The organism is Pukyongiella litopenaei (assembly GCF_003008555.2).
In the GTDB taxonomy this organism is placed as follows: Bacteria; Pseudomonadota; Alphaproteobacteria; order Rhodobacterales; family Rhodobacteraceae; genus Pukyongiella; species Pukyongiella litopenaei.
Map to the genome: position 1 here is coordinate 163,748 of NZ_CP027665.1, position 17,305 is coordinate 181,052.

Annotated in this window: 19 protein-coding genes; 11 read left to right on the forward strand and 8 right to left on the reverse strand. The window is 67.5% G+C overall.

The window, feature by feature from the left end; genetic code table 11:
• Window position 1: 1 nt before the first annotated feature.
• From C6Y53_RS00825 to C6Y53_RS00835, 3 genes are read right to left on the reverse strand one after another with little or no spacing between them, the layout of a single operon-like run.
• On the reverse strand, window positions 2–682 hold the full coding sequence (locus tag C6Y53_RS00825; protein ID WP_106473879.1) for a biotin/lipoate--protein ligase family protein: 681 nt from the start codon (window positions 680–682) through the stop codon (window positions 2–4).
• A 33-nt stretch (window positions 683–715) separates the two neighbouring features.
• Window positions 716–1,777, reverse strand: coding sequence for an iron-sulfur cluster carrier protein ApbC (gene apbC / locus C6Y53_RS00830; protein ID WP_106470708.1), 1,062 nt, complete (start codon window positions 1,775–1,777; stop codon window positions 716–718).
• The gene (locus tag C6Y53_RS00835) at window positions 1,774–1,971 is read right to left on the reverse strand and encodes a DUF6494 family protein (protein WP_106470709.1); all 198 of its coding nucleotides are present in this window, start codon (window positions 1,969–1,971) and stop codon (window positions 1,774–1,776) included. The genes apbC and C6Y53_RS00835 overlap by 4 nt, the downstream gene beginning before the upstream one ends.
• A gap of 65 nt (window positions 1,972–2,036) precedes the next feature.
• Here C6Y53_RS00835 and C6Y53_RS00840 point away from each other — a divergent pair, with 65 nt between their 5' ends.
• Window positions 2,037–2,783, forward strand: a complete 747-nt coding sequence (locus C6Y53_RS00840; protein WP_106470710.1) for a c-type cytochrome — start codon at window positions 2,037–2,039, stop codon at window positions 2,781–2,783.
• Here the strand turns inward: C6Y53_RS00840 and C6Y53_RS00845 are convergent.
• Entirely contained in the window at window positions 2,777–4,744 is a 1,968-nt protein-coding gene (locus C6Y53_RS00845) for a 4Fe-4S binding protein (RefSeq protein WP_106470711.1), read from the reverse strand. The two genes, C6Y53_RS00840 and C6Y53_RS00845, sit on opposite strands and share 7 nt — an antisense overlap.
• 229 nt (window positions 4,745–4,973) lie before the next feature.
• On the opposite strand from C6Y53_RS00845, the gene C6Y53_RS00850 reads away from it, so the two are divergent.
• From C6Y53_RS00850 to C6Y53_RS21345, 10 genes are all read left to right on the forward strand, one after another.
• Window positions 4,974–5,507, forward strand: coding sequence for a DUF3305 domain-containing protein (locus C6Y53_RS00850; RefSeq protein WP_106470712.1), 534 nt, complete (start codon window positions 4,974–4,976; stop codon window positions 5,505–5,507).
• Complete coding sequence (locus C6Y53_RS00855) at window positions 5,504–6,130, forward strand: DUF3306 domain-containing protein (RefSeq protein ID WP_106470713.1); 627 nt, start codon at window positions 5,504–5,506, stop codon at window positions 6,128–6,130. The genes C6Y53_RS00850 and C6Y53_RS00855 overlap by 4 nt, the downstream gene beginning before the upstream one ends.
• Window position 6,131: 1 nt before the next feature.
• Complete coding sequence (locus C6Y53_RS00860; protein WP_106470714.1) at window positions 6,132–6,743, forward strand: TorD/DmsD family molecular chaperone; 612 nt, start codon at window positions 6,132–6,134, stop codon at window positions 6,741–6,743.
• Between the two features lie 83 nt (window positions 6,744–6,826).
• Complete coding sequence (locus C6Y53_RS00865) at window positions 6,827–7,015, forward strand: ubiquinol-cytochrome c reductase iron-sulfur subunit N-terminal domain-containing protein (protein ID WP_106473880.1); 189 nt, start codon at window positions 6,827–6,829, stop codon at window positions 7,013–7,015.
• A 138-nt stretch (window positions 7,016–7,153) separates the two neighbouring features.
• Window positions 7,154–10,048 (forward strand): formate dehydrogenase subunit alpha, encoded by a 2,895-nt coding sequence (locus C6Y53_RS00870; protein WP_106470715.1) that lies wholly within the window; start codon window positions 7,154–7,156, stop codon window positions 10,046–10,048.
• A 12-nt stretch (window positions 10,049–10,060) separates the two neighbouring features.
• Window positions 10,061–10,654 (forward strand): formate dehydrogenase FDH3 subunit beta, encoded by a 594-nt coding sequence (gene fdh3B, locus C6Y53_RS00875; protein ID WP_106470716.1) that lies wholly within the window; start codon window positions 10,061–10,063, stop codon window positions 10,652–10,654.
• Between the two features lie 65 nt (window positions 10,655–10,719).
• Entirely contained in the window at window positions 10,720–10,890 is a 171-nt protein-coding gene (locus C6Y53_RS20885; protein ID WP_211299432.1) for a hypothetical protein, read from the forward strand.
• Complete coding sequence (locus C6Y53_RS00880; protein WP_211299433.1) at window positions 10,890–12,092, forward strand: formate dehydrogenase subunit gamma; 1,203 nt, start codon at window positions 10,890–10,892, stop codon at window positions 12,090–12,092. Before C6Y53_RS20885 ends, C6Y53_RS00880 begins: the two co-directional genes overlap by 1 nt.
• 2 nt (window positions 12,093–12,094) lie before the next feature.
• On the forward strand, window positions 12,095–13,372 hold the full coding sequence (locus tag C6Y53_RS00885) for a c-type cytochrome (protein WP_106470718.1): 1,278 nt from the start codon (window positions 12,095–12,097) through the stop codon (window positions 13,370–13,372).
• 3 nt (window positions 13,373–13,375) lie between these two features.
• A complete protein-coding gene (locus tag C6Y53_RS21345; protein WP_280178364.1) occupies window positions 13,376–13,501 on the forward strand; it encodes a hypothetical protein in 126 nt (41 codons plus the stop codon).
• A gap of 69 nt (window positions 13,502–13,570) precedes the next feature.
• Here C6Y53_RS21345 and C6Y53_RS00890 read toward each other — a convergent pair whose 3' ends face one another.
• From C6Y53_RS00890 to C6Y53_RS00905, 4 genes are all read right to left on the reverse strand, one after another.
• On the reverse strand, window positions 13,571–14,557 hold the full coding sequence (locus C6Y53_RS00890; RefSeq protein ID WP_106470719.1) for an ABC transporter substrate-binding protein: 987 nt from the start codon (window positions 14,555–14,557) through the stop codon (window positions 13,571–13,573).
• 51 nt (window positions 14,558–14,608) lie between these two features.
• On the reverse strand, window positions 14,609–15,454 hold the full coding sequence (locus tag C6Y53_RS00895; protein WP_106470720.1) for an ABC transporter permease: 846 nt from the start codon (window positions 15,452–15,454) through the stop codon (window positions 14,609–14,611).
• A gap of 91 nt (window positions 15,455–15,545) precedes the next feature.
• The gene (locus C6Y53_RS00900; RefSeq protein WP_106470721.1) at window positions 15,546–16,463 is read right to left on the reverse strand and encodes an ABC transporter permease; all 918 of its coding nucleotides are present in this window, start codon (window positions 16,461–16,463) and stop codon (window positions 15,546–15,548) included.
• Window positions 16,464–16,490: 27 nt separating this feature from the next.
• Window positions 16,491–17,273, reverse strand: a complete 783-nt coding sequence (locus C6Y53_RS00905; protein WP_106470722.1) for an ABC transporter ATP-binding protein — start codon at window positions 17,271–17,273, stop codon at window positions 16,491–16,493.
• Window positions 17,274–17,305: the final 32 nt, after the last annotated feature.

Here is a 17,305-nt window from a genome sequence, read left to right on the forward strand (position 1 = left end):
TTCATTGCATCGGCTCCAGCAGATGGGTCAGCGGCACCAGGCGGGTGGTTTCCGCGTTGCGGACCAGCATGCCGAACCTGTCGTCGGTGCCCAGGAACCGGCCGGAACAGTCCGCCCGCGTCACGGGTTCGCCGACCCCATGCAGCAGACCCATCCATTCCCTGTGCAGCGGTGCGTTGCCGTCCTCGCCCCAGCGGTTGATCCAGATCAGCGTGTGCCGCGCCCAGGCCTCGAGCAGCTGCACCGCGCCCACATCGGCGCAGCCTTCGTCGTAGAGCGCCGTCACGTCGGGTGTGTCGCCCGGCGCCTCGGTGGTGCGGATCAGGGACAGGTCGAGACCGATCACCAGCCAGTCGGGCCGCGCCTGCGGATCGCCGGTCGAGGCCGCGATCCGGAAGCCGCCGCAGAGCGCGCCGTTGACGCGGATCGCGCCGTTCCAGCCCAGATGCACCGCCACCTCGGGCGGGGCCAGCGCGCCGAGGGCGTTCTGAAAGCCGATCCCGCAGACCGGCAGCATCGCCATCGCGTCGGCGAGCGGCACCTCGGGGGCCAGCACCAGCGCTGCGCGAAGCCGGTCGGCCTGAATGTTGTGCACCACTGTCCCGCCATCGCAGCCCAGCGCCGCGCGCGCGCGGGCATGATCGAAGGGATCGGTGGCGCCGGTCACCGCTTCGCCGCACATCAGCGGCGGAAAGCCGGGCGCCGGCGCCACCGCTCAGACCGTCCCGTCTGCGATCAGGCCGCGCGCGACCTCGCGAAACGCCTGCGCCTGCGGGCTGTCGGGTTTGGCCACCACGATCGGCGCGCCCCCGTCCGAGGTCGTGCGGATGTCCAGGTGCAGCGGTATCTCCGCCAGCAGCGGCACGCCCAGTTTATCGGCCTCGGCGGCCACGCCGCCATGGCCGAACAGGTGTTCCTCGTGCCCGCAATTCGAACAGATATGGGTCGACATGTTTTCGATCATGCCCAGGATCGGCGTCTTCATCTGCCGGAACATGTCGATCCCCTTGCGCGCGTCCAGCAGAGCGACATCCTGCGGCGTGGAGACGATGATCGCGCCATCGACGACGAATTTCTGCGTCAGGGTCAGCTGCACGTCGCCGGTGCCCGGCGGCAGGTCCACGATCAGCACGTCGAGCGCGCCCCATTGCACCTGCATCATCATCTGCTGCAGCGCGCCCATCAGCATCGGCCCGCGCCAGACCACCGCCTGGTCGTCATTGGTCATCAGCCCCAGCGACATCATGGTGACGCCGTGGTTACGCAGCGGCAGGATGGTCTTGCCATCGGGGCTGGCCGGCCGGCCCGAGACGCCCAGCATCCGCGGTTGCGACGGGCCGTAGACATCGGCATCCAGCAGCCCGACCCGGCGGCCCTCGGCCGCCAGCGCACAGGCCAGGTTGGCGGCAATGGTGGATTTGCCCACCCCGCCCTTGCCCGAGGCCACCGCGATGATCCGCGCGACACCGGGCACCGCCTGCGGCCCCTGCGGCGCGGCCTTGGGCCGCGGCTTCAGATCCGGCGGAGACTTTGCGCTGTGGGCGGTCAGCATCGCGGATACCCGGGACACGCCGGGGAGCGCCTGCACGCGGGCCTCGGCCTCGGCGCGCACCGGTTCCATCGCCTCGGCGCGGGCCGGGTCGATCTCGATCACGAAGCGCACGGTGCCATCGTCGACGTTCAGCGCCCGCACCAGCCCGGCGGCAACGATATCCTGCCCCGAGACCGGGTCCGTGATCCGCTTCAGTTCATCGAGAACCGCCTCGCGGGTACTCATGCGCCGCCGCGTTTGATCGTGCCGGTGACGACGTGCTCGACATTCAGGCCATCGACGGTCAGCACCACCTTGGCCTCGAAGCTGTCGCCCGCGCCGTCCCCGGCGTTGCGCAACCCGTCCTCGATCGCCTGCTGGCTGGTTACACCGACCTGCTTGAGAAACTTCCGCATCGACATGTTGAACTCATCGCTCATCGCATCTGCTCCCTGAACGCATGTAAAGTTGACGCATCCGCACCGGCGCAACTAGGTTGGGCGGCATGCGCATGATCCATATGTGCCTGAGCCTGCTGCTGACCGCCAGCCCCCTCTTGGCGCAATCCGGCGCGGCAATCGGCCTCGCCGCCCCCGCCGAGATCGTGGAAAGCGGATTGCTGGGCCACCTGCTGCCCCGGTTTTCGCTGAAAACCGGCATCCGCGTGCAGCCCGACCCTGACGGCACGCTGGTTCTGGCCAGCGAACCGCCCGGCGTGGCGGTGTTCGCGGACGACCGGGCCACATATTACCTGCGCGGCGGCGACAGCGGCAGCAACAGCGACGGCGCGGCACGGTTCCGCGACTGGCTCACCTCGGAGATCGGCCGGCGCACCGTCGCGGCGTTCAGCCCCGAAGGCGCGCCGCGTTTCACCCCGGTCACGGCGGCGCCCGCGGAACCGGGTGTGCCGGTCTTCGACGGCAACGCGGCGCGCGGCGAGGAACTGTCGTTTGCCCATTGCGGCCGCTGCCATGTGATCGGGCCGAAAAACCGCATGAACGGGCTGGGCAGCACGCCCTCTTTCGCGGTGCTGCGCACGCTGCCCGACTGGGACATGCGGTTCGAGGGGTTCTTTGCCCGCAACCCGCACGGGGCCTTTACCCAGATCGAAGGCGTCACCCCGCCCTTCGATCCGGCGCGCCCGCCGCCGATCGTACCGCTGCGCCTGAAACCCGGTGAACTGGAGGCGATCCTCGCCTATGTCTCGGCCATCGCTCCCGCCGACCTGGGCGCACCGTTGCGCCATCAGTGATCCCGCCGCTTCGCCAGATAGTCGTCGGTGGTGCGCACCTTGGGTTTGGGATCGCCGGCGAATGGGTTGTTTTCGCTGTGAAACTGCGCCTGTATCCGACAATTGTCGCACATCTGGATCAACCGGGCCTGGTCGGACCCGGCGAACATCGCATGGTTGCCGGCCAGTTTCTCCATGATCCGCTCGACGGTGGATTTCACCCCGAACAGCGCACCGCATTCGATACAGGCAAAGGGCTCCTCCTCGTTCAGAACCACCTGCGTCAGCGCCCGGTCCGACAGGTCCAGCCGCGGGCGCAGCGTGATCGCATCCTCGGGGCAGACATTGGCGCAGAGCCCGCATTGCAGGCAGGCGTCCTCCTGAAACCGCAATTGCGGCAGGTCGGGATTGTCCATCAGCGCGCCGGAGGGGCACAGCGACACGCAGGACAGGCACAGGGTGCAGGCCCCGGTATCGACGAGGACCGCGCCATAAGGCGCCGGTCCGGGCAGGGGCAACGGGTCGGTGGCATCGGGGTTCAGCGCCTGCGCCGCCAGCCGCGCCACCTGCCGCCGATTGCCCAACGGCAGAACCGGGTTTTCGATTGATCCGCGTTTTTCAGCACCATAAAGGGCGTCGCTCATGCGATCGGGGTCGGCCTCGTCCAGCAGGCCGATCCGTCCCGGGCCAGCGATCGCATCGGCCAGAACCAGGTCGCGGGCCAGCGCGTCGCGCTCGGTCGCGGGCGACAACAGGACCGTCACCCCGGCAAAGCCATGCGCCAGCGCCGCCAGCATCTCGGCATGGCCAAAGCCCGATACGACATCCAGTTCCATCGGAACGACATCCGCCGGCAGGCCGCGCCCGTGACGGGCGGCGAGACGGATCATCTCTGCGCCATGCCCATCGTGAACCAACAGGCGCGGGTCGCGCCCGCCCGCCCGCCGGAACGCCGTGGCGAGCGTCTGCATCCGGGTCAGCAGATACCCGAAGGGCGGCGCGTCATAGGTGATCGCGCCGGACGGGCACAGCGCGGCACAGGAGCCGCACCCCGCGCAGATCATCGGATCGATGGTGACATGATCGCCGGCCGGATCGATCGCCCCGGTGGGGCAGATATCGAGACAGTTCGAGCAGCCCGGCTGGCGAGCGCGGGAATGGGCGCATAGCGACGGCTCCAGCCGCAGGTAGAGCGGTTTCTCGAAGACCCCGACCAGTTGCGCCGCCTCGAACGCCAGCCGCGCCGCCGCCAGCGGATCGCGCGGGTCGCCCCGCAGGTAGCCTTCGCGCTTGTCCGGCGCCGGCACCATGGACACCCCGCCGGTCAGGTCGATCACGATGTCGCAGGCGCTGTGGCCGCCATCCTTCGGATCGGTCAGCGAAAACGCGCCGCGCCCGCCGGGAATGACCTGCTGCAGCCCATCGAGGATGATGTCGAACCCGCCCAAAGCGCCGGTCACGCGCCGCAGCCGCCCCCGCAGCGCGTCGAACGCGCGGCTGTCGGGCAGGTCCGCGCCATCGGTAACCAGCGCCGTCACCGCCAGCAGCGGTGCCAGCTGTTCGGCCAGCGGCAGCACCACGTCACCGGGCCCGGCGATCAGGCAGGTGCCCTCGGAGGTGACATCCATCAACCGGGTCGGCGGCGCGGGCAGCATCGCGTCGGCAACCAGCGCGGCCATTTTCGGCCCCGCCTGCCCGCCCTCGTCGGACCAGCCCGCGCGGTCGCGCAGATCCACGAACACCGGCGGCTCGCCCCCGGTTTCCTCTGCCAGCGCCTCGAAAAAGGCCGTTTCCTGGCCGCAGGCGATCATGGCGCCGCCGGCGCGGATCGCCTCGGCGGCAAGCCCTGCCTGATCCGTGCAGAGCGACCTGTGCATCCGCGAACACGAGACACCGGCACCCCGCGCGATGGCCTCGGCATCGGGGGCCTGGCTGCCCAGGCAGTTGCACAGAATCAGTGTTCCGGGTGCCGTTCCGGTCATCGCCTCCTCCCCGAAGCGTCATTCCAGCGGCCAGCCTATGCAGTGTGTCACGGCAGGTAAAGCCCGCGCGGCGCCGCCACCCGCAGGCCCGCGCCCCGGCCTGATCCTGCCGATACCGACGTAGGGCTTGGCGGAAACACGGATCTGTCCCATACTGCGGGCGCGGGAGGCGGCTAAACCACCCGCAAGGGGAGGAAAATTGGCGGGGACTGCATCCGAACATGTCGACATGCCGCTGGGCATCGTCGTCCGCAGATCGCCGGGCGTGACCCGTTGGGTGCGCTGGATCTGGCGGCCTGTCGCGGTGCTGCCCGGCGCCGGCCCCGCCACGGGCACCGAACTGCGCCGCGAGGGCGACACCATCGAACACCATGCCGCCACGGTGACGCTGACGCTCTGGGCGGCGGATGCCGAGGCGTATCTCGTCAACCTGTCCGACCGGGATCCGTCGATCTATGTGGTGCTGCGCAACGAGGGCAATGAGGCGCCCGGGGTGCTGCTGGCGACCGCCTCACCCTACGAGGCCCAGGATTACGACGACAACGGCGAGGACGTGGTCGAAAAGGTTCCGATGCCCGCCGGGCTGATCGCCTGGGTGCGGGATTATGCGCACGCCCATCACCAGGACGAGAAATTCATCAAGCGCCGCCGCGACCGCGCCCGCGTGGACCTGCACGAGGACGGGATCGGCGACGCGCGCATCCGGCAGGCCGCGGATGTCTATCGCGCCCCGCGCCCGGCACAAAGGCGGCAGACGCAATGACCGGGCGCAGGGAAGAAACCGATTTCTGGACCCGGCGGCGGGCGGCGGTCGCGGCCGAGACGGCGGCGGAGGCCCATGCGCAAGAGCAACACGCGCTGGACGCTGAACAGGCACGGCAGGCTGCGCGCAGCGACGATGAACTCCTCGCCGAGCTCGACCTGCCCGACCCCGATACGTTGCAGCCCGGCGACGACGTGTCGGGATTCATGGCCCGCGCCGTGCCCCACCGGCTGCGCCGCCGTGCGCTGCGCCGGTTGTGGCGGCTGAACCCGGTGCTGGCGAATGTCGACGGGCTGGTGGATTATGGCGAGGATTACACCGACGCCGCCACCGTGATCGACGACCTGCAAAGCGCCTATCAGGTCGGCAAGGGGATGCTGGCCCGGTTGCAGGACATGGACCGGCAGGACGACACCCCGCCGCCCGATCCAGCTGACGCCGCGCCGATCGCCGACGGGGAAATGCCGGACGCACCGGCCGACCCGGCGGCGGCGGCCCCCGCGACAGAACCCCTGCCGCCCCCCCTGCCTGAAACAGCACGAGCCGACGCGCCCGCCGAGACCGACGAGTTCCCGCTGACGGCCCCGCGCCGGATGCGGTTCACCTTCCACGACGAGGCCTGACATGACCGAAGCCCGCCAGCGCGACATCGAGATTGCCGACGAGGATCGGCTGCGCGCGGATTTCTACAACTTCCTCGGCCTGCTGCTGGCCGCGCCGCCCGACCGGGGCACGCTCGACATGACCGCCGGGCTGGCGGGCGACGACAGCGACCTGGGCCGGGCGATGCAGGCGCTGGCCCGGGTGGCACGGGTAACGACGCCACCGGCGGCGGAACGGGAATTCAACGCGCTGTTCATCGGGCTGGGCCGGGGTGAATTGCTGCCCTATGCGAGCTATTACCTGACCGGTTTCCTGAACGAAAAGCCGCTGGCGCAGCTGCGCAGCGACATGGCCGCGCGCGGCATCACGCGCGCGCCCAATGTCTATGAGCCCGAGGACAACATCGCGTCGCTGATGGAGATGATGGCGGGCATGATCGTCGGCCGGTTCGGCGCCCCTGCCCCGCTCGCCGATCAGCGGATGTTCTGGAACCGCCACATCGCGCCCTGGGCGGGGCATTTCTTTGCCGATCTCGAAGCGGCGGAAAACTCGGTGCTCTATGCCTCGGTCGGCACTGCCGGGCGGGTGTTCATGGAGATCGAGAAAAACGGCTTTGCCATGCTGGCGGAATGATCCGCCCTGACCGGAACGGCACGACGAAGGCGAAAACGACGAAGACGATGAAAACGACGACACTGGCGAAAGGAGACGAACCGATGACGAAGACAGGGGAAGACGGCGCCACGCGGCGCGATTTCCTGAAACTGGCGGGCAGCGCCGCCCCCGCGGCCGCCGCGGCCGCGGCATTGGCAACCGACGCCGGCGCCGCTGAGGCCCCGGTGGACGAAACCCGCATCCAGGATACGGCGCATAACCGCGCCTATCTGGACAGCGCGCGATTCTGATCGCCCGCCCCGAGACGCGACAGCGCCCGGCCCGCCCGGACGAGGTCAAGACCCGGCAGACGGTTGCGTGACGCCCTGATGCCGGTTCGTGTTCGAGACCCAGCCAGCCGCTATCGCGGCAGCAAGGAGAAACTGAAAATGCTTAGGAAAAAGACCAACGGGGTTGCGCGACGCCCCCAGCGGACTTCGATCCTGTCAGAGATCGCCGAGAAATCCGTCGATCGCCGCGCCTTCCTGCGCGGCTCGGGACTTGCCATCGGCGGGCTGACCGCCATTGCCGCCACCGGCGGCACGGTAACGAAGGCCAACGCCCAGAACGCCGCCGACACGGCCGTGAACACCGTCAAATCCGTCTGCACCCATTGCTCGGTGGGCTGCACCGTGATCGCCGAGGTGCAGAACGGGGTCTGGACGGGCCAGGAACCCGGCTGGGACAGCCCGTTCAACCTCGGGGCCCATTGCGCCAAGGGCGCATCGGTGCGCGAACATGCCCATGGCGAACGCCGCCTCAAGTATCCGATGAAAAAGGAAGGCGGCGAATGGAAACGGATCAGCTGGGACGAGGCGATTGCCGAGATCGGCGACCAGATGCTGTCGATCCGCGAGGAAAGCGGCCCCGACAGCGTCTATTGGCTGGGCAGCGCCAAGCATAACAACGAACAATCCTACCTGTTCCGCAAGTTCGCCGCCTACTGGGGCAGCAACAACGTGGACCACCAGGCGCGGATCTGCCATTCCACCACCGTTGCCGGGGTTGCGAATACATGGGGCTACGGCGCCATGACCAATTCCTACAACGACATCCACAACAGCCGGGCGATGTTCCTGATCGGGTCGAACCCGGCCGAGGCACACCCGGTATCGCTGCTGCACCTGCTGCGCGCCAAGGAACAGAACAACGCGCCGCTGATCGTCTGCGACCCCCGGTTCACCCGAACCGCGGCCCATGCGGACGAATATGTGCGGTTCCGGCCCGGCACCGACGTGGCGCTGATCTGGGGAATCCTGTGGCACATCTTTGAAAACAGCTGGGAGGACAAGGAGTTCATCCGCACCCGGGTCTGGGGCATGGACCAGATCCGCACCGAGGTCGCCAGGTGGAACCCCGACGAGGTCGAACGCGTGACCGGCGTGCCCGGCTCGCAGCTGCGCCGGGTGGCGCGGACCCTGGCCAACAACCGCCCCGGCACGCTGATCTGGTGCATGGGCGGCACCCAGCACACGAACGGCAACAACAACACCCGCGCCTATTGCGTGCTGCAGCTGGCGCTGGGGAACATCGGTGTCGCCGGCGGCGGCGCCAACATCTTCCGCGGCCATGACAACGTGCAGGGCGCCACCGATCTCGGGGTCCTGTCGCATACCCTGCCGGGCTATTACGGCCTGACCCAGGGCGCCTGGGACCACTGGGCGCGGGTCTGGGAAGAAGACCCGGAATGGCTGGCCGGCCAGTTCGACAGCATCACCGACAAGGACGGCAAGGAAAAATCCCTGCAGACCCTGACCGGCATCCCGGTGTCGCGCTGGATCGATGGCGTGCTGGAAGACGCCGAGAACATGGACCAGCCCAACAAGGTCCGGGCGATGGTGCTGTGGGGACATGCGCCCAACAGCCAGACACGCGGCAAGGAAATGAAGGCCGCGATGGAAAAGCTGGACATGCTGGTGGTGGTGGACCCCTACCCCACCGTGTCGGCGGTCCTGCATGACCGCACCGACGGCGTCTACCTGCTGCCGGCCTGCACCCAGTTCGAAACCCGCGGCTCGGTCACCGCGTCCAACCGGTCGCTGCAATGGCGCGACCGGGTGGTGGCGCCGCTGTTCGAATCGAAACCCGATCACGAGATCATCTATCTGTTCTCGAAGAAATTCGGTTTCGAGGAGCGCCTGTTCCGCAACATCGCCATGGACAGCGAAACCGAACCCAACGTCGAGGACATCACCCGCGAATTCAACCGCGGCATGTGGACCGTCGGCTATACCGGGCAGAGCCCGGAACGGCTGAAACTGCACATGGCCAACCAGCACACCTTTGACCGCACCACGCTGCGCGCGGTGGGGGGACCGGCCGATGGCGATACCTACGGGTTGCCCTGGCCCTGCTGGGGAACGGCGGAGATGGGCCATCCCGGCACCCATCGGCTCTATGACATGTCGCTGCCGGTGGCCGAGGGCGGGCTGTGCTTCCGCGCCCGGTTCGGCGTCGAACGCGATGGTGACAACCTGCTGGCCGAAGGGGTCTACAACCCCGGCTCCGAGATCCAGGACGGATATCCAGAGTTCACCATGCAGATGTTGATGGACCTGGGCTGGGACGGCGACCTGACCGACGAGGAACGCGCCACGATCGACGCCGTGGCCGGCCCCAAGACCAACTGGAAGACCGACCTTTCGGGCGGGATCCAGCGGGTCGCCATCGCGCATGGCTGCGCGCCGTTCGGCAATGCCAAGGCGCGCACGGTGGTGTGGACCTTCCCGGACCCGGTGCCGCTGCATCGCGAACCGCTCTATACGCCGCGGCGCGACCTTGTGGCGGATTATCCGACCTACGAGGACCGCAAGTTCTATCGCCTGCCGACCATGTATGCCTCGATCCAGAAGAACGATTTCTCCAAGGATTACCCGATCATCCTGACATCGGGGCGCCTGGTCGAATACGAGGGCGGCGGCGAGGAGACCCGGTCGAACCCCTGGCTGGCCGAGTTGCAGCAGGACATGTTCGTCGAGATCAACCCGCGTGACGCCAACGATCTGGGCGTGCGCGACGGGGCGCAGGTCTGGGTCGAGGGTGCCGAGGGCGCCAAGGTCAAGGTGATGGCGATGGTGACCGAACGGGTGGGTGCCGGCGTGGCCTTCATGCCGTTCCATTTCGGCGGCCATTTCGAGGGCAAGGACCTGCGGGAGAAATACCCCGCCGGGGCCGACCCCTATGTGCTGGGCGAAAGCTCGAACACCGCGCAGACCTATGGTTATGATTCCGTGACGCAGATGCAGGAAACCAAGTGTACCCTGTGCAAGATCACGGCAGCGTAAGGAGGATCAGACATGGCCAGAGCAAAATTTCTCTGCGACGCCGAACGCTGCATCGAATGCAACGCCTGCGTCACCGCGTGCAAGAACGAGCACGAGGTTCCCTGGGGCATCAACCGACGACGGGTGGTGACGATCAATGACGGCAAACCGGGCGAACGCTCGATCTCGGTGGCCTGCATGCATTGTTCCGACGCGCCCTGCATGGCGGTCTGCCCGGTGGATTGCTTCTACCAGACCGAGGACGGCGTGGTGTTGCATTCCAAGGATCTCTGCATCGGCTGCGGCTATTGCTTCTACGCGTGCCCGTTCGGCGCGCCGCAATATCCGCAGGCCGGCAATTTCGGATCGCGCGGCAAGATGGACAAATGCACCTTCTGCGCGGGCGGACCCGAAGAAAACAACTCGACCGCCGAATTTGCCAAATACGGGCGCAACCGGATCGCCGAGGGCAAGCTGCCCATCTGCGCCGAGATGTGTTCGACCAAGGCGCTGCTGGCCGGTGACGGCGACGTGGTGTCGGCGATCTACCGCGAACGCGTCGTGGCGCGCGGGTTCGGCTCGGGCGCCTGGGGCTGGGGCACCGCCTATGACCAGAAAGGCGGCTGAGCCCGCCATTGCCTGACCCCGTTCCGGCCTTCGGGCCGGAACGGTGCCTTCATCGGAGCGACGCGATGGCGGATGACATCTGCTGGATGCTGCGACTGCAGACCCGGGACGCACGGACCGCCGCCTTCGACGCTTCGATGCCGGAAACGATCGCGGCGGCGCTGGAGGAGCGGGGCGCGAAAATTCATGGCGGGATTGGCGGCTTCGACCGCCGAGCACCGCGAAAGGAACAGTGATGCGTCACCTGATTGCGCTTCTGATCGTCACCGTCTGGGCCGGAACGGCCATCGCACAGGATCAGCCCGCCACGGCCGGGGCCGCTGATCGCGCCGCCACCGGCGGTGCCACCACGCTCGAGGACATCATGGCCCGACAGCGCGGTGAAAAGGTGGATGACAGCTATCGCCGCACCAATACCGGCGCCGATCACGGGGCCGATATCCGGTCGCAGCTGGGCACGCTCGGCGGCGCCTCGGATGCGGACATGTATCGCGCCCTGCGCTATGGCAGCGCCGATGTCACCGTCTCGTCGCGCAGCCCGGCGGCGGGCGTGATCATCCAGGACGGCGGCATGTGGTGGCTGCAGTTCCGACGCGGGCCGCTCGCCACCTACGGCGCCTGGCTGCTGGGCGGCACGCTGGTCGCGCTGGCCTTGTTCTACCTGCTGCGCGGCAAGATCAGGATCGACGGCCCCAGGACCGGGCAAACGATCCTGCGGTTTTCCGGGTTCGAACGGTTCGGCCACTGGCTGTTCGCGGGCAGTTTCCTGATCCTCGGCCTGACCGGCCTGATCACCCTGTTCGGGCGGATGGCGCTGATCCCGCTGATCGGCAAGGACGCCTATGCCTCCATCGCGCTGGCCGGCAAATGGGTTCACAACAACATCGCCTGGGCCTTCATGCTGGGGCTCGTGATCGTGATCGTGAACTGGACATTGCACAACCTTCCCAACCGCCACGATCTGGTGTGGCTGGCCAGGGGCGGCGGGTTGTTTTCCAGTGGCGTTCACCCCCCGGCGCGCAAGTTCAACGCGGGTCAGAAGCTGATCTTCTGGGGCTGTGTCGTCCTCGGCATCTCGATCAGCCTGTCCGGCCTTTCGCTGCTGTTCCCGTTCCAGCTGCCGATGTTCGCCAAGACCTTTGCGGTGATCAACGACCTCGGCCTGCCGGGGCTGGTGGGTGCCGATCCCCTGCCCCGACAGCTCGCCCCGCATGAGGAAATGCAGTTCGCGCAGCTCTGGCACACCATCGTCGCCTTCGTGTTCATGGCGATGATCTTCGCCCATATCTACCTCGGGTCGATCGGGATGGAGGGCGCCTTCGATGCGATAGGCACCGGCGAGGTCGACGAGCAATGGGCCCGCGAACATCACAGCCTCTGGGTCGACGAGGTCAGGGCGAAGGAGGCCGGGCGGACAACCGCCACGCCGGCCGAGTGACGATGCGCGCGGCGCTGACCCTGATCCTGTCCATCATGGCGCCCGTGCCGCTCTGCGCGGGGGATTTCTTTTCGCTCAAGGGCCATGGCGGCCCGGTGATGGCCATCGCGGTATCGCCGCAGGACCGGATCGCCACCGCCAGTTTCGACAATGCCGTGGCGCTGTGGGACGAAACCGTCCCGCATTGGCTCGACGGTCACGAGGCGGCGGTGAACACGGTCATCTTCGCCGGGGACGCGGTGATCTCGGGCGGGGACGATTTCACCGTCCGCATGTGGACCTCGCCCGGCCGGGTGATCGGCCGGCACAAGGGCAAGGTGGCGGGGCTGGCGGCGGCATCGGGACTGGTCGCGTCCGCCAGCTGGGACGGCAGCATCGGGATCTGGCCGATGGATGGCGGCGAAGGCAGGCTGTTGCAGGGCCATGACGCCGGCGTGAACGCGGTCGCGTTTTCCGGGGATGGCAAACACCTGTGGTCGGCGGGCGCGGACGGTACCCTGCGCCTGTGGGACACCGGGCGCGGCGAGGAAATCCAGACGGTCCTGCGGCACGGGTTCGGCATCAATAAAATCGTGCTGGACGAAGCCGCCGGATGGCTCGCCTATGGCGCCGTGGACGGTGTCACCCGCGTGATCGAACCGCGAACGGGCGCGGCCATCGCCGATTTCACCCTCGACCGGCGGCCGATCCTGGCGCTGGCCCGCAGCCCGGACGGCACGCGGCTGGCGGTGGGCGATGGCCAGGGCTACATCATGGTGATCGACACCATCGCCTGGCAGATCGAAAAGGATGTCCGCGCGACCCTGCGCGGCCCGGTCTGGGCACTGGCCTTTTCCGCCGATGGCGAAAACATCCACGCCGGCGGGCTCGACAGCGCCATGTATAGCTGGCCGGTGGCGACGCTGGCCGATCACGACCCGATGGGGCGGCAGGACCACAGCTTCCTCAAACCGTCCGAAGAGATGGACAACGGCGAACGGCAATTCGCGCGCAAATGCTCGATCTGCCATACCCTGAGCGGCGACAGCGCGCGCCGGGCCGGGCCGACGCTGGCCGGGCTGTTCGGGCGGCCGGCGGGAACCGTCGGCGATTATGCCTATTCCGAGGCGCTCGACGGCTCGCAGATCGTCTGGGACGCCGAGAGCATAGACGCCCTGTTCGACCTCGGCCCCGACCACTATATTCCCGGCACCAAGATGCCGATGCAGCGCATCACCGACCCGGCCGACCGGGCCGACCTGATCGCCTATCTGCGCCGCGCCACCGCGACAGGAGACTGAGCCATGAAAGCCATGTTGATCGCCCTGGCCACGATGATCCTGATCACGATCGCCGCGCCCCATGCCCTGGACCAGGCCGGGTTTTCGGCCGCCGAACGCGGCAGCGGCGACGCGGTGCGCCTGGACTGATCGCGCAACCCGCGCCACGAAAAACGCGGCCCCGCAGGGGCCGCGCCGTGATCGAACCGGAACCCGAGGTCAGTTCAGGGCCGCATCCGAAATCACATGGGTCCAGGCGCCTTCCGGTGCCTTGGTGATGACCGGATCGGAACCGCCGGCCAGCAATGTCTGCACCGTGCGTTCGTAATCCGCCGGATCGAGCGCCCCGTTGGAACCGGCCGTCAACTTGGCGATCTCGCCCATCATCCGCACCTGGTGCGCCTCGGTCTGGGCCCCTGTCGCGTCATTGTCCAGCACGATGCCCGCGGCGTCCGCGGGGTTCTCCTCGGCCCATTTCCAGCCCTTCATCGAGGCGCGCACGAACCGGACCATCCTGTCCCGGAACGCCTTGTCCTCGAGATTGCTTTCGAGCACATAAAGCCCGTCTTCCAGCGTCGCCACACCCTGATCCTCGTATTTGAAGGTGATCAGCTCGTCCTCGGTCACGCCCGAATCCAGCACCTGGCCGAACTCGTTATAGGTCATCGTGGATATGCAGTCGGCCTGGCGCTGCAGCAGCGGGTCGACGTTGAAGCCCTGCTTGAGCACCGTCACACCGTCCTCGCCGCCCTCGGTCGGAATGCCCAGCGTGTTCATCCAGCTCAGGAACGGGAACTCGTTGCCCGAGAACCAGACCCCCAGCGTATGGCCCGGGAAATCCTCGGGCGCTTCGATCCCGACATCCGCCCAACAGGTCAGCATCATGCCCGAGCTCTTGAACGGCTGCGCGATGTTGACCAGCGGCAGCCCCTTCTCGCGCGCGGCCAGCGCGGCGGGCATCCATTCGACCACCACGTCGGCGCCGCCACCGGCGATCACCTGCGGGGGCGCGATATCGGGCCCGCCGGGCAGGATGGTCACGTCCAGCCCCTCTTCCTCGTAGAACCCCTGGTCCAGGGCCACATAATAGCCGCCGAACTGGGCCTGGGTGACCCATTTCAGCTGCAGCTTGACCTCGTCGGCCGCCCAGGCGGGCATGGCCGCCATCACCAGCGCCAGTGCCGTACCGCATATCGTCTTGTTCATCTGTTCAACTCCTTGATGGTAGGTTTCGCCCGGTCGGCCCGGGTTCTCGGATTATCCTCTCTGCGACGGGTGCCAGAAGGTCGCCACGCGCTCCAGCAGGGCAACGGCGCCGTAGAACAGCGTCCCGGCCAGCGCCGCCACCACAATCTCGGCCCAAACCATGTCGAGCGCAAGCTGGCCGACCGAGGTGGAGATGCGAAACCCCATGCCCATGGTCGGCGAGCCGAAAAATTCCGCGACGATGGCCCCGATCAGCGCCAGGGTGGTCGAGATCTTCAGCCCGTTGAAGATGAACGGCATCGCGGCCGGCAGCCGCAGCTTGAAGAACCCCTGCCAGTAGGACGCGGCATAGGTCTCCATCAGGTCGCGCTGCATCTGCGTCGTCTCGGACAGGCCGGCCACCGTGTTCACCAGCATCGGAAAGAACACCATAACCACCACCACCGCCGCCTTGCTTTCCCAGTCGAACCCGAACCACATCACCAGGATGGGCGCGGTGCCGACGATCGGCAGCGCGGCGACGAAATTGCCCACCGGCAACAGCCCCCGGCGCAGGAAATCGCTGCGATCGACCAGGATCGCGGTCAGGAAGGCCGCGCCGCAGCCCAGCACATAACCCGACAGCGCCCCCTTGACGAAGGTCTGCATGAAATCCTGCCACAAGAGCCCGGTGGACTGGGCGAACCGCACCGCGATCAGCGAGGGCGCGGGCAGGATCACCAGCGGCACGTTCAGCCCGCGCACCAGCAATTCCCAGACCGCCAGCACGGTCAGCCCGAAGATCAGCGGCACCGCGAGCCGGACCGCCCGCGAATTCGCCTGCGGCCCTTCGGCCAGCCGGGTGTTGATCCACCACCCCGACAGCCAGAGCAGGATCGCGAAGAGAACCAGCATCATGCCCCGTCCCCCCTCTTCATCTTGCCCGAAAAACTCCGGGGGAGCCGCCCGCACGGGCGGCGGGGGCAGAGCCCCCGGTCCGCGCCCCGCCTCATGACGCCACCCCCATCCGCCGCAGGACCACCCGCTCCATCAGCCCCAGCAGCCCGACCAGCAGCGCGGCCAGGATCGCGGCGGCGAACAATGCCGCCCAGATCTGGACCGTCTGCCCGTAATAGCTGCCGGCCAGCAACCGTGCGCCCAGCCCGGCCACGGCGCCGGTGGGCAGTTCCCCCACGATGGCGCCCACCAGTGACGCGGCGATGCCGATCTTGAGCGAGGCGAACAGGTAGGGGATCGAGGACGGCAGCCGCAGCTTCCAGAACCCTTGCGTCCGGCTCGCATTGTAGGTGCGCAGCAGGTCCAACTGCATCCCGTCCGGGCTGCGCAGCCCTTTCACCATCCCCACCACGACCGGGAAAAAGGACAGGTAGGCCGAGATCACCGCCTTGGGCAGAATGCCCTGGACGCCCACCGAATACAGCACCACGATGATCATCGGTGCCAGCGCGATGATCGGGATGGTCTGGCTGACGATCGCCCAGGGCATCACCGACATGTCCATCACCCGGCTGTGCACGATGCCCACCGCCAGCAGGATACCCAGCACCGTGCCGATGACGAACCCCAGCATGGTGGCGCTCAACGTCACCCAGCCGTGATAGACCAGGCTGCGCTTCGAGGTGATCTTCTTGTTCAGCGTCGTATCCCAGAGCTCGATCGCGACCTGATGCGGGGCGGGCAGGCGCGGCCGGTCCTGCGCCCATGTGGCCGGGATCGCGAACCCGTTGCGCGTCACCAGGGCCACGGCGCCGATGTCCCGGCGCTCCCTGGCCGTGGCTGGGACCACGTCCGCCCCGCCGCGTTCGGCCTCGACCAGCACGCCGTGAATGTTCATCGGAACGCAGGCGACATACCAGACCGCCATGATCGCGGCGACGACGGTGAGAACGGCCAGAAACGACTTCATGGCCGCCTCGCGGCAGCGGGAATGGCGTCAGCCGTCATCATGGCCGGCCCTCAACCCCTCGCGCACCCGGTGCGCCACCTCGATGAATTCCGGCGTGTCGCGAATATCCAGCGGCCGTTCCCGGGGCAGCGGGCTTTCGATCACGTCGGTGATCCGGCCCGGGCGCGGGCTCATCACCACGATCCGGGTGCTGAGATAGACCGCCTCCGGGATCGAATGGGTGACGAACCCGATGGTCTTGTTCGTCCGCGCCCAAAGCTGCAACAGCTGTTCGTTCAGATGGTCGCGCACGATCTCGTCCAGCGCGCCGAACGGTTCGTCCATCAGCAGGATATCCGCGTCAAAGGCCAGCGCCCGCGCGATACTGGCGCGCTGCTGCATGCCGCCCGACAACTGCCAGGGGTATTTCCCGCCGAACCCTTCCAGATCGACCAGCTGCAGCACGTTTCGGACGCGCTCTTCCTGGTCGGCCCTGGAATACCCCATGATCTCCAGCGGCAGCTTGATGTTGCGCGCGATGGTCCGCCACGGATAAAGACCCGCGGCCTGGAACACATAGCCATAGGCGCGTGCCCGGCGCGCCTCGTCCGGCGTCATGCCGTTGACCCGCAGATCGCCACCCGTCGGCGCCTCCAGCGCGGCGATGCAGCGCAGAAAGGTGGTCTTGCCACATCCCGACGGGCCGATGAAGCTGACGAAATCGCCCCGGTCGATGGTCAGGTTCACCCCCTTGAGCGCATGAACCGGCCCGTCCGCCGTCTGGAATGTCAGGTCGAGATCCGACGCCTCGATCACGATTTGCTCACTCATGTCCCAGGCCCGTTTCCCGATACTGGCCGCCG